This window comes from Rhodococcus sp. EPR-134, from assembly GCF_001647205.1.
Taxonomy (GTDB): Bacteria; Actinomycetota; Actinomycetes; order Mycobacteriales; family Mycobacteriaceae; genus Rhodococcus_F; species Rhodococcus_F qingshengii.
In genome coordinates this window covers 1-12,296 of record NZ_LVCT01000197.1, presented here as the reverse complement: position 1 = coordinate 12,296, position 12,296 = coordinate 1, and the positions used below count along the sequence as shown (strand labels likewise).

General features: G+C 63.0%; 11 protein-coding genes and 2 pseudogenes. 11 read left to right on the top strand and 2 right to left on the bottom strand.

What is annotated here, in order from left to right; translation table 11 throughout:
* Positions 1–82 precede the first annotated feature (82 nt).
* Positions 83–1,621 (top strand): annotated as a pseudogene (locus A2J01_RS09030) (FAD-binding protein).
* 28 nt (positions 1,622–1,649) lie between these two features.
* Here the strand turns inward: A2J01_RS09030 and A2J01_RS09025 are convergent.
* The gene (locus A2J01_RS09025; RefSeq protein WP_030536759.1) at positions 1,650–2,159 is read right to left on the bottom strand and encodes a MarR family winged helix-turn-helix transcriptional regulator; all 510 of its coding nucleotides are present in this window, start codon (positions 2,157–2,159) and stop codon (positions 1,650–1,652) included.
* A gap of 174 nt (positions 2,160–2,333) precedes the next feature.
* Here A2J01_RS09025 and A2J01_RS09020 point away from each other — a divergent pair, with 174 nt between their 5' ends.
* Positions 2,334–3,116, top strand: coding sequence for a dioxygenase family protein (locus A2J01_RS09020; protein ID WP_003944012.1), 783 nt, complete (start codon positions 2,334–2,336; stop codon positions 3,114–3,116).
* A 39-nt stretch (positions 3,117–3,155) separates the two neighbouring features.
* Here A2J01_RS09020 and A2J01_RS09015 read toward each other — a convergent pair whose 3' ends face one another.
* The gene (locus A2J01_RS09015) at positions 3,156–3,614 is read right to left on the bottom strand and encodes a peroxiredoxin (RefSeq protein ID WP_030536758.1); all 459 of its coding nucleotides are present in this window, start codon (positions 3,612–3,614) and stop codon (positions 3,156–3,158) included.
* A 57-nt stretch (positions 3,615–3,671) separates the two neighbouring features.
* Between A2J01_RS09015 and A2J01_RS09010 the strand changes: the two genes are divergently transcribed.
* The 9 genes and pseudogenes from A2J01_RS09010 to A2J01_RS08970 all read left to right on the top strand — a co-directional run.
* Positions 3,672–5,258: an anthranilate synthase component I gene (locus A2J01_RS09010; protein ID WP_007728697.1), complete on the top strand. Its 1,587-nt coding sequence runs from the start codon at positions 3,672–3,674 to the stop codon at positions 5,256–5,258.
* The gene (locus A2J01_RS09005) at positions 5,255–5,959 is read left to right on the top strand and encodes a TIGR02234 family membrane protein (protein WP_050656512.1); all 705 of its coding nucleotides are present in this window, start codon (positions 5,255–5,257) and stop codon (positions 5,957–5,959) included. Before A2J01_RS09010 ends, A2J01_RS09005 begins: the two co-directional genes overlap by 4 nt.
* A gap of 125 nt (positions 5,960–6,084) precedes the next feature.
* Positions 6,085–6,894, top strand: coding sequence for an indole-3-glycerol phosphate synthase TrpC (trpC, locus tag A2J01_RS09000; protein WP_003944016.1), 810 nt, complete (start codon positions 6,085–6,087; stop codon positions 6,892–6,894).
* Positions 6,895–6,968: 74 nt separating this feature from the next.
* Positions 6,969–8,318 carry a tryptophan synthase subunit beta gene (gene trpB / locus A2J01_RS08995; protein ID WP_007728699.1) on the top strand — a complete coding sequence of 450 codons (1,350 nt, stop codon included), beginning with the start codon at positions 6,969–6,971 and terminating at the stop codon, positions 8,316–8,318.
* Positions 8,315–9,118 (top strand): tryptophan synthase subunit alpha, encoded by an 804-nt coding sequence (gene trpA / locus A2J01_RS08990; RefSeq protein ID WP_064112549.1) that lies wholly within the window; start codon positions 8,315–8,317, stop codon positions 9,116–9,118. Before trpB ends, trpA begins: the two co-directional genes overlap by 4 nt.
* On the top strand, positions 9,115–10,173 hold the full coding sequence (gene lgt / locus A2J01_RS08985) for a prolipoprotein diacylglyceryl transferase (RefSeq protein WP_176742007.1): 1,059 nt from the start codon (positions 9,115–9,117) through the stop codon (positions 10,171–10,173). Before trpA ends, lgt begins: the two co-directional genes overlap by 4 nt.
* Positions 10,170–10,595 carry a TM2 domain-containing protein gene (locus tag A2J01_RS08980; protein WP_030536756.1) on the top strand — a complete coding sequence of 142 codons (426 nt, stop codon included), beginning with the start codon at positions 10,170–10,172 and terminating at the stop codon, positions 10,593–10,595. Before lgt ends, A2J01_RS08980 begins: the two co-directional genes overlap by 4 nt.
* Before the next feature lie 126 nt (positions 10,596–10,721).
* Positions 10,722–11,594, top strand: coding sequence for a TM2 domain-containing protein (locus A2J01_RS08975; RefSeq protein WP_058227005.1), 873 nt, complete (start codon positions 10,722–10,724; stop codon positions 11,592–11,594).
* A 207-nt stretch (positions 11,595–11,801) separates the two neighbouring features.
* Positions 11,802–12,296 (top strand): annotated as a pseudogene (locus A2J01_RS08970) (glutamate synthase subunit alpha); the annotation flags it as partial.

Genomic DNA, 12,296 nt, shown 5'->3' with positions numbered 1-12,296 from the left:
CCCGCGCGATCGCTAAGTCCATGTGTTAGAACGATTTCTAGAACATGTTCGGAAACTGTGCCCAGAATCAGAGAGGCTGACGATGACGAAGTGGGACGAGACGTGCGACGTACTCGCTGTGGGATCAGGCGGCGGACTCACCGGCGCGTACACGGCAGCCCGCGAAGGCCTCGACGTCATTGCGATCGAAGCAACCGACAAGTACGGCGGAACAACGGCGTACTCGGGCGGCGGCGGAATGTGGTTCCCGTGCAACGCCGTTCTTCGTCGGGGCGGGGACGACGACACCATCGAGGATGCGCTGGAGTACTACCGATCAGTGGTGGGTGATCGTACGCCCGCCGACGTTCAGGAAGCCTACGTTCGAGGTGGCGCCGGGTTGATCGACTACCTCGAAGAGGACTCGAACTTCGAGTTCCAGATACTGCCGTGGCCCGACTACTTCGGTGAAGAGCCCAAGGCTCGAGCGAGCGGACGGCACATTGTTCCCAAGCCGATGAACGCGAACAAGCTGGGTGCGCTTCGTGATTCGCTTCGTCCGCCGCTGGCGACGGAACGGCTGGGGGAGGAGTTGCCGAAGTACCTCGTCGGCGGCCAGTCGTTGATCGGTCGATTCCTGTTGGCTCTTGCGGAACTCCCGAACGCCACCATGCACCTGAAGACCACTCTCGAGGAACTGGTTGTCGAGGACGGAGTGGTGGTCGGAGCCGTCGTCGACCGAGATGGTCGGCGTCGAACCATTCAGGCACGCAGAGGAGTGATCCTCGCCGCCGGTGGATTCGAGCAGAACGAGACCATGCGTGCCGAATTCGGTGTCCCCGGATCCGCTCTCGACACGATGGGCTGCCCCGGCAACCTCGGGAAGGCGCACCAGGCGGCGGTCGCCGCGGGTGTCGACACCGACCTGATGGGCGAGGCCTGATGGTCGCCGGGACTCACCCATCCAGATGGGCGCTCCGCGTTTGCGCTGTGGTTCACCGGCGGAATCTTCGTGGACGACGACGGTCGTCGATTCGTCAACGAATCAGCGCCGTACGACCGCTTGGGTCGCTCTGTCATCGAACACATGCGGGCAGGGAAAGTGACCACGCCGTACTGGATGATCTACGACAACAGAGAAGGCGCAGTGCCGCCGGTGAAGGCACCCAACGTACCCATGGCCCAGACGGAGCAGTATGTGGCTGCGGGGTTGTGGAAGAGTGCACAGACACTCGAAGACCTCGCTGCCCAGATCGATGTTCCCGCAGCGGAACTGGTGGAGACCGTGAAGCGATTCAACGCGTTTGCGGCGACTGGCTTCGACACGGACTTCGGTCGAGGAGACACTGCGTACGACCGCGCCTTCTCCGAGGGGGCTTCGCCGCTCGTACCGATCGATCAAGGGCCGTTTCACGCTGCCGCTTTCGGCATCTCCGACCTCGGGACCAAAGGTGGTCTACGGACCGACGCGACCGGGAGGGTGCTCAAAGCCGACGGTACGGCGATTGCCGGGTTGTACGCGGCGGGGAACACGATGGCAGCGGCCAGCGGGACTACGTACCCCGGCGGTGGAAACCCGATCGGAGCGAGCATGCTGTTCAGTCACTTGGCTGCACTCGACCTCGCGAAGCTGCCGTCTTGATCATCAGTCGCTCGTCTCGGGGATGTGGTCAGGCCTTGCCGAGTCCGGCGGCGATTCCCTTGTCCAGTTGGGTGAGCATTGCTGTACCCAACGACGAAAGCTGGGCGACCTGGCGATCGTCGAGGCCCTCGAAGAGGAGACCTTGAACTGAGGCGACGTGCGGCGGTGCGGCCGCGACCACCTTTGCCATTCCCTCATCGGTGAGCACTGCGTTGGAGCCGCGGCTGCCACGAATGACTTCCCGTTTCACCCAGCCGGCCTTCTCCATCTTCGTGATCACGTGCGAGAGGCGGGACAGGGACGCGTTCGCGCGCTGGGCCAGTACCGACAACTGGAGCTTGTGGTCGGGGGCGTCCGAGAGTGCCGCGAGTACGAAGTATTCGAAGTGTGTGAGTGCCGAATCGCGTTGTAGTTGAGTGTCGAGTGCGGCAGGCAACCGTGTCACGAGAGCGATCAGTGTCAGCCATGCTTCTTGCTGCTCGGCTGTGAGCCACTTCGTCTGAGACTGCGCGTCGGGCTGCGCGGTCGGTTCACTCATCGGTGACTTCTCCTTCGGGTCGAGCATTCTTCGTGCACGGAGCGTGCTTGTGTACAGCGTCTCAGACGCATGTCCAGAAGAATCCTGCGGGGAATAGTTGCGGGACGCAAGTGTTGAGTTTTATATTAGGTTGAATCTTCAACTTACGACGAATGTCTATCCCGAGGAGTCCGTATGTCCACCACAACCATGCCTGCGCTGTATCTCAGCCACGGTGCTCCGCCGCTGGTGGACAGCGCGTTGTGGGTCGACCAGTTGGGGGCGTGGGCCGGCGATCTTCCGCGGCCGACGGCAATCCTCGTCGTATCGGCGCACTGGGAATCAGCACCGCTGACGATCGGATCGACGACCACGGGCACCCCGCTCATCTACGACTTCGGTGGTTTTCCCGAGAGGTTCTACCGCGCGAAGTACAACTCTCCCGGCGCTCCGGAACTCGCCGCCCAGGTTGCCGCGTTGATGCCGGACAACGAACGCGTGGTTCAGCAGCCGAATCGAGGCCTGGATCACGGTGCCTACGTGCCGCTCACGGTGATGTACCCGGACGCAGACATCCCGGTACTGCAAATTTCGCTGCCAACCCTCGATCCCGAGCGTTTGCTCCATCTCGGACAGCGCCTACGGCCACTCCGTGAGCAAGGTGTACTGATCGTGGGATCCGGATTCACCACGCACGGGCTACCGTTCCTGCGCGATCCGTCACCGGAGGCGCAGGCCCCGGGATGGTCGGCGGAATTCGACGCGTGGGCAGGGGAGAGGTTCGCTGCCGGTGACGTCGATTCCTTGATCGACTTCCGCGCTCAAGCTCCCGGGATGCCGTACGCGCATCCGACCATCGAGCACTTCGCCCCGTTGTTCGTCACGCTCGGTGCGTCGTCCGATCCGGAACAGGTGCCCACCCAGGTGATCGACGGATTCTGGATGGGGCTTGCGAAGCGCTCGATTCAGGTCGCATAGAGGGTTTAAATCGCGCAGAGAATCAGGTGCCCAGGCACGTCAGCTTCGATTGCGAAGGAACTCGAGCGCCTGGTCTCCGTGGGTGTTGGCGCGTAGTTCACTCGAGATGACTTTGAGGACGGTGCGGTCGGTGTCGATCACGAAGGTCGAGCGTTTGACCGGAGCCAACTTGCCCAGGAGTCCGCGCTTGACGCCGAACTGTTCGGCTACCTTGCCCTCGGTGTCGGCGAGTAGGGGGTAGTCGAAGGATTGTGCGGTGGCAAAGGTGGACTGAGCTTCGACCGTATCGGTGCTGATGCCCGCTCGCGAAGCGCCCACCGCGGCGAATTCGCTGCCGAGGTCACGGAAGTGGCACGCCTCGGCGGTGCACACCGGCGTCGAGGCTGCCGGGTAGAAGAAGAGGACCAAGGGTCCGTTCTCGAGCAGGCTCGTCAGCGAGCGCGGAGTCCCGTCCTGGTCGGGCAGTGAGAAATCGGGAGCGAGTTGGCCTGGTTTCATTCGGCCGAGGTTACCCGCGCACGACGGCCACATGGGGGAGCCTGGGATGATGGAGCCATGCACGGCGAGCCCACCTCCATGTCCGCACGGTCATCCGACACCGCGATCGTCGGTGACGCGTCCGATTCCACCACGACCCGGGAGCAGTTCCGAGCTCTCGCAGCTGAGCACCGGGTCGTTCCGGTCACTCGGAAAGTGTTGGCGGACTCCGAAACTCCGCTCTCGGCGTACGAGAAGTTGGCCGGCAATCGTCCCGGCACCTTCTTGCTCGAGTCGGCCGAGAACGGTCGTTCGTGGTCGCGGTGGTCGTTCATCGGCGTCGGGAGTCCGGCTGCACTGACCGTCGTGGACGGAGAGGCGGCCTGGTACGGCAACGTTCCGGCCGGCGCTCCGGCCGGCGGCGACCCGATCGACGCGCTCGGTGCCACCCTCGAGCTGCTTCGTTCGGAGCGGCTGCCCGACCTGCCCCCGCTGACCGGCGGAATGGTCGGATTCCTCGGCTACGACGCGGTGCGGCGCCTCGAGAGATTGGGTGACTCCGCGGTCGACGACCTGCAGATCCCCGAGATGGTCATGCTGCTTGCCGCCGACATCGCCGCAGTCGATCACCACGAAGGGGCGATCACCCTCATCGCCAATGCCGTCAACTGGGACGGCACGGACGAGCGCGTCGACACGGCGTACGACGACGCAGTCGCCAGGTTGGACGCGATGACTCGTGCTCTCGCGGCGCCGGCGAAATCGACGGTGTCGACATTTTCGAAAGCGACTCCGAACTACCGTCGTCAGCGCACCACCGAAAGCTTCGGTGTCGATGTCGAAAAGTTGATCGGCGACATCGAAGCGGGCGAGGCATTCCAGGTAGTTCTCTCGCAGCGATTCGAGATCGATTGCACTGCAGCACCGATCGACGTGTACCGGATGCTGCGAGCGTCGAACCCCAGCCCGTACATGTATCTGCTCAACGTGCCGAACGGTGATGGAGAGACGGCGTTTTCGATCGTCGGTTCGAGCCCGGAAGCACTGGTAACCGTCGCCGAGGGCGTCGCGACAACACACCCGATCGCTGGAACCAGATGGCGCGGTGCCACAGAGGAGGACGACATCCTGCTCGAGAAAGATCTCCTCGCCGACGAGAAGGAAAACTCCGAGCACCTCATGCTCGTCGATCTGGGGCGAAACGATCTGGGTCGTGTCTGTCGCCCGGGCACGGTGAAGGTGCACGACTACCGGCACATCGAGCGGTACAGCCACGTGATGCATCTCGTATCGACGGTCACCGGACATCTGGCCGAGGGAAAGCACGCTCTCGACGCCGTCACCGCATGCTTCCCCGCTGGAACCCTCTCGGGGGCACCCAAGGTCCGAGCGATGCAGCTGATCGAAGAACTGGAACCGACCAGGCGCGGTATCTACGGCGGCATCGTCGGCTACCTCGACTTCGCCGGCGACGCCGACACCGCGATCGCGATCCGAACGGCATTGATCAAGGACGGGATCGGATACGTCCAGGCGGGCGCCGGCGTCGTCGCCGACTCGGATCCGGTCTACGAGGACACCGAGGCCCGCAACAAGGCGATGGCAGTGCTGAGCGCGATTGCGTCGGCGCACACCCTGCGCACCATCGGAGGTGACGATCAGTGAGTGAGAACGAGTCGAGTGCAGCGGAGCCTACAAGCGTTTCTCGTGGCACCGCCGTGCCGAGAACGCTTCTGCTGGCGTTGTCGGCAGCAGCTCTGTGGGGCAGCTCACGAATGACGTGGGTTCATCTGACCTCGAGCGACGGCAAGACGCTGGAGAGGACGACGGATCTCGACGGCAGCACCTGGGCGGCGGCGATGACTCCGCTCGCGCTCGCGCTTCTGGCGGCGATCGCGGCGTCGTTTGCGGTGCGAGGTTGGGCACTTCGGGTAGTCGGACTGTTGGTTGCCCTCGTCGCCATCGCGGTAGCGGTTCCGGCAGTGCAGTTGTTGGTGTCCGGAGCCTCTGCGGACCGAGCGGTGGACTTGGCCGAGTTGTCCGGTCACCCGGAAGATCTCTCGACGACTGTTTCGGTATTGCCTGCCTTGCTTGCGTTGGTCGGAGCGGTGGCGGCGCTCGGCGCGGCGGTACTTCTGATGCGCAAACCTCCAGTGCGAGGCGGGTTGTCGTCGAAATACGACAACCCTGCCGCGCGCCGCGAGGCCGCAGCCAAGCTCGGTCAGGGAGACAAACCCGCATCGGACGAGCCTGTGACACAACGGATGTTGTGGGATGCGCTCGACGCCGGAGAGGACCCGACAGAGACTGACGGGGACGACGGAGTTGGGGGAGACAACGGCGCGAAACCGGGGTCGTCCCACTGAGTAAGACTGAACCCTCACCTGCGTGGGTACCCCGACGGAGTAGCAAAATTTCGTCCCACTAGGCTGAGACCACCCTGATGACGTATCTCACATCGGGCTCTTGCCCAGAAAGGATTCGGGCCACGATGACCGTACTCGACTCGATTCTCGACGGGGTGCGCGCTGATGTCGCCGCCCGCGAAGCCGTACTCGACTTCGCTGCAGTCAAGGCTGCTGCGGCCGCTGCACCGCCTGCACTCGATGCTGCAGCAGCACTTCTGGAATCGAGCATCGGCGTCATCGCCGAGGTCAAGCGAGCGAGCCCGTCAAAGGGTGCGTTGGCCGACATTGCCGATCCCGCTGAGCTTGCCGCGGCGTACCAAGCCGGTGGCGCACGCATCATCAGTGTTCTCACCGAAGAGCGCCGTTTTCACGGCTCGTTGGCCGACCTGGACGCAGTCCGTAAAGCGGTCACCATTCCGGTGCTCCGCAAGGACTTCATCGTGGGGCCGTACCAGATTCACGAGGCTCGCGCTCACGGCGCCGACGTCATCTTGCTGATCGTCGCGGCACTCGAGCAGCAGGCGCTCGCCTCGTTGATCGATCGCACCGAATCTCTGGGAATGACTGCCCTCGTCGAGGTGCACACGGAGGAAGAAGCCAACCGCGCGCTCGAAGCCGGCGCCAAGGTGATCGGTGTGAACGCCCGCAATCTCAAGACTCTCGAGGTGGACAAGAACACCTTCGGTCGCATCGCTCCCGGTCTTCCGACCGAGACGATCAAGATTGCCGAGTCCGGTGTTCGCGGAACTGCCGATCTGTTGGCGTACGCCGGGGCGGGCGCCGACGCAGTGCTCGTCGGTGAAGGCCTCGTGACCAGCGGCGACCCTCGCAAGGCCGTCGCAGATCTGGTCAATGCAGGTGCGCACCCGTCCTGCCCCAAACCGTCTCGATAAATCGCTTCACCCGCCCGGCGTGCTTTGATGCACCCGGGCGGTGACCAGCGACACCGTTGGGGCAGACTGGTGGGGTGACTTCACGTACTCAGGAACCAGGCTCCGGTGCAATATTCAAGGGCGGCAACCTGCCGCCGGCCAGCGCGGGACTCACCGAGCGCTCCCACGATCCCGACGCCGGAGGCCATTTCGGCGTCTACGGCGGACGGCATGTGCCGGAAGCCCTCATGGCGGTTATCGACGAAGTCACTGCGGAGTACGAAAAGGCTCGAGCGGACGACACGTTCTTGAACGAACTCGACCGCTTGCAGCGCGATTACACCGGGCGCCCGTCGCCGATTTTCGAGGCAACGCGAATGAGCGAGTTCGCCGGCGGTGCGCGCATCCTTCTCAAGCGTGAAGATCTGAACCACACCGGTTCTCACAAGATCAACAATGTTCTCGGTCAGGTTCTGCTGGCAAAGCGTATGGGCAAGACCCGCATCATCGCCGAGACCGGAGCGGGCCAGCACGGTGTGGCATCGGCCACCGCCTGTGCACTGCTCGGTCTCGAGTGCGTCATCTACATGGGTGCTGTCGACACCGAACGTCAAGCACTGAACGTCGCACGCATGCGCCTGCTCGGCGCGGAGGTCGTTTCGGTCGAGACCGGTTCGCGCACGCTCAAGGACGCGATCAACGAAGCCTTGCGCGACTGGGTTTCCCACGCGGACAACACCTATTACTGCTTCGGTACCGCGGCAGGCCCGCACCCGTTCCCCACCATCGTTCGGGACTTCCAGCGAGTGGTCGGCCTCGAAACACGCGTCCAGGTTCAGGCACTGACCGGCCGCCTGCCCGATGCAGTCACAGCCTGCGTCGGAGGCGGCTCCAACGCAATCGGAATCTTCCACCCGTTCATCGACGATCTGTCGGTACGGCTGGTTGGCTACGAAGCGGCCGGCGACGGTGTCGAAACCGGAAGGCATGCAGCAACGTTCGCCGGCGGTACCCCTGGTGCATTCCAGGGTGCCTACTCCTACCTCCTCCAGGACGAAGACGGTCAGACCATCGAATCGCACTCGATCTCTGCTGGTCTGGACTACCCGGGCGTCGGACCCGAGCACGCTTACCTGAGCGATATCGGGCGTGCGACCTACGAACCCGTCACCGACAGTGAAGCCATGGATGCGCTGCTGCTGCTCTCGCGCCGCGAGGGCATCATCCCGGCCATCGAATCGGCCCACGCCGTCGCCGGCGCACTCCGACTGGGCAAAGAACTCGGTGAGGGCGCGATCATCGTCGTCAATCTCTCCGGTCGCGGTGACAAGGACATGGACACCGCCGCAAGCTGGTTCGGTCTTTTCGACGGCGCCTCAGGTCAGGCAGCCGCTCCGGATGATGCAGCAGACGAGAACGACAACACGGAAGGCTCGGACAAGTGAGCGAACGACCATCACGCCTCGCACCCACCTTTGCCGCCTGCAAGGCTGACAAGCGTGCCGCCCTCGTCGGTTACCTGCCTGCCGGTTATCCGACCGTTCCCGAATCGATCGACGTGTTCAAGGCGATGGTCGACGGTGGCTGCGACATCATCGAAGTCGGTGTCGCGTATTCCGATCCGGTCATGGACGGTCCGACCATCCAGCGTGCAGCCGAAACTGCACTCACCAACGGCGTTCGCCTTCGCGACATCTTCACCGTGATCGAGCAGATCAGTTCGGTCGGCGGCAAGGCCGTCGTGATGACCTACTGGAACCCGGTACTGCAGTACGGCGTCGACAAGTTCGCACGAGACCTCGCTTCCGCCGGCGGGCTCGGACTGATCACCCCCAACCTCATTCCGGAAGAAGCCGGCGCCTGGATGGAAGCATCCGAGGAGCACCACCTCGACCGGATCTTCCTTGTCGCTCCGTCCTCGACGGAAGAACGACTCGCGATGACACTCGATGCGAGTAGTGGATTCATCTACGCGGCCTCGACGATGGGTGTCACCGGCGCTCGCGACGCCGTGTCTTCGATGGCTCCGGAACTGACCGCACGAATCCGCGCGCATTCCGACATTCCCGTCGGCGTCGGATTGGGAGTTCGCTCCGGCGCACAGGCTGCCGAAATCGCGGCATACGCCGATGCCGTCATCGTCGGCTCGGCTCTGGTCTCCGCGGTCGAGAACGGCCTGGGAGCGGTTCACTCGCTCACCGAAGAACTCGCCGAGGGCGTCCGCTCGGCTACCGTGGCGTCGTGACCTCAACTGTGGACCTGCTGGCCTATATCCCCAGCCCGCCCCAAGGCGTCTGGTACGTCGGACCGGTGGCGCTTCGCGCCTACGCGCTCTTCATCATCCTCGGCATCATCGTCGCGATCGTGTGGGGAGATCGTCGTTGGGTCGCCCGCGGCGGCGAGAAGGGGACCGTTCTCGACATCGCGATCTGGGCCGTTCCCTTCGGTCTGATCGGTGGCAGGCTCTACCACGTTTTGACCGACTGGCCCGCCTATTTCGGCGAGAACGGTCAGCCACTCGACGCACTCAAGGTGTGGCAGGGAGGCCTCGGAATCTGGGGAGCAGTGTTCCTCGGCGGCATCGGTGCGTGGATCGGCTGCCGTCGACGCGGCATTCCGGTGTCCGCCCTCGGAGACGCGATTGCGCCCGGAATCTTGCTCGCGCAGGCTATCGGTCGTATCGGCAACTACTTCAACCAGGAATTGTACGGTCGCGAGACCACCGTCCCGTGGGGCCTCGAGATCTTCGAGCGTGTGAACTCTTCCGGCCAGCTCGATCAACTGGCAGGTGTCTCCAACGGAGAAGTCATTCGGGTCGTTCACCCGACGTTCCTCTACGAAGCTGTGTGGAACGTCCTGATCGTGATCCTGCTGGTCCTCGTCGACCGACGATTCAAGATCGGCCACGGACGCCTGTTTGCTCTGTACGTCGCGGGCTATTGCCTGGGCCGGTTCGTCGTCGAACTGATGCGCGACGATTTCGCCTACGAGATCGCCGGCATTCGCGTCAACACCTTCACTTCGGGGATCGTGTTCTTCGCCGCACTGGCCTACTTCTTCCTGGCGAAGAAGGGTCGTGAGGATCCGGCTGATTTGAAGTCGAAGGACTACGTCGCTGCGGTAGCTGCCGGCGAAGCAGGAGTCGCGGCGCCAGTTACCGAAACTGATTCGGCGAAGGCCGATGCTGAAGATTCTGAATCCGATGCTGCTGAATCCGCTTCCAGTGAGGCAAGCACCTCCACGGCAGCGTCGGATGAGTCGTCGGACGCGGTGAAGCTGTCGAAGAAAGACAAGCCGTGACAGGTCCCTATTCGCAGGGGGGATTCCCCGAGGATCAGGGACCGGTCTACGGCGCGCCCAATCCGTACGGATATCAGCAGCCATTGCCGCCTCCATCGATGTACGGGTTCGGAGATCCCTACGCCCCGTACGGTCGGCACCCGGTAACCGGGGAACCGTATTCCGACAAGTCGAAGGCCACCGCTGGACTGTTGCAGATCTTGCTGGGCTTCTTCGGAATCTGTGGAGTCGGGCGCCTCTATATCGGAAGTGTCGGCATCGGATTGTGCCAACTGCTCGGCATGTTCTTCGCGCTGTTCATGTCGGCGTTCCTCATCGGAATTCCATTTGCGATCGGAATCTGGATCTGGGCGTTCGTCGACGGCATCGTGATACTTTCGGGCAATGCGCGGGACGGTGCTCGCCGGCCATTGCGAGGATGAGTCGCGAGCGCGAACCGAGGAAACATGTGTGGGGGACTGGCCTCGAGAAGGTCGAACCTTCTCGAAGTCCGATAACAAAAGCTATTACGTACCGTCGTCGAATCGAAGGAAAGTACGTTGCCTAACTTGAACAAGAATCCGGAACCTTCCGAGTCGGGGGACTCGTCTGGATCACAGCCGCCGGTTCCACCGCAGTTCGGGTCGCCGTTCGACTACGACGCGACGGCGGATGCGTCGTTGACGGAAACCTCGGCACCCACCGAAAAGACGCCGTCGACGGAGACCACCGGCACCGGTCCAGGCTGGGACACGTATTCGGGAGTCGGAAACGGTCCGGGATGGGGAAACCACCCCATCTACCCGCCGCCGACCGGAACCGAATCGACCACAGCGTTTCCCGCTGCCGATTCTGATTCCACCCCGAATCAGCCCACAGCGCCGTACACGTCGCAGGAAAGCTACGCCGCTCAGAACTATCCGGCGACCGACTATCCGGCGCCGGACTACTCGAGGCCGACCCAAACCCCGACGGACGGTCCCGTCTACGGTGCACCGGCAGATCAGACTCCGAATCCCTACGCGGCTCCGCCGCAGGGCTACCCCCAGCCGGGATACTCACAGCCGGGTTACGGTCAGCCTCAGGGGTACCCACAAGCTCAGGGGTACGTCCAACCCGGCTACGGTTTGGTTGATGCATCCGCGCCTTATGGCCGTGATCCGCTGACGGGTGAACCGTTCTCGGACAAGTCGAAGACCACCGCTGGCCTGTTGCAGATTCTTCTCGGATTCATCGGTATCTGCGGCATCGGTCGGTTGTACATCGGAAGCACGACTATCGGAGTGCTCCAGCTACTCGGAATCTTCCTCGGCTACATTCTTCTGTTTCTGGTCGTGGGAATTGTGGTCGTCCCAGCGATCTGGATCTGGGCTTTCATCGACGGCATTATGATGTTGACGGGTAGCGTGCGTGACGGCCAAGGTCGGCCACTGCGTAGCTGATCGAAAACGATGTTCGGAACTGTGGCCCCCTGACGCTCGTCGTCAGGGGGCCACAGTTTTACTCTCGCGACCTGCGGTTATGGGCTGATAAACTAGCGCACGTCGGCTGCATGTCCGCGTGGAGGTCGCCGAGTGCCGTTTTCTCGAATACCTGAACCTCGGGGCCTGTACGACCCCGATCAGGAAACCGATTCGTGTGGTGTAGCCGTGGTAGCAGACACCTCTGGACGCCACCTGCATTCCGTTGTCGACGATGCGCTCGCGGTCCTGGGCAATCTCTCCCATCGCGGCGCAGTTGGGCGCGAATCCAACAGCGGAGACGGCGCGGGCATTCTGATTCAGCTGCCGACGGAGTTCTTCGACGCGGTGACCGAGTTCGAGCTTCCACCACCCAACGCGATGGGTGAGAACACCTACGCGGCCGGAAACTGCTTTCTCCCGGTGGATCAGGAAGCACGTCGGCGCGCGGTAGTTCGGATACACCGGTACGCAGCGGCAGAAGGACTGCAGATTATCGGGTGGCGAGAGGTGCCAGTCGACCGAGACTGCGTCGGAACCGTTGCCGCGCAGTGCGCTCCGTACATCAGTCAGTGTTTTGTGACGTGCGCCGAGTCACGAGATCGTAGTGTGGGCGGAATTGCCTTGGACCGACGAGTCTTTGCCCTCAGGAGACAAGCCGAGCGGATTCACTGTGCCGACACT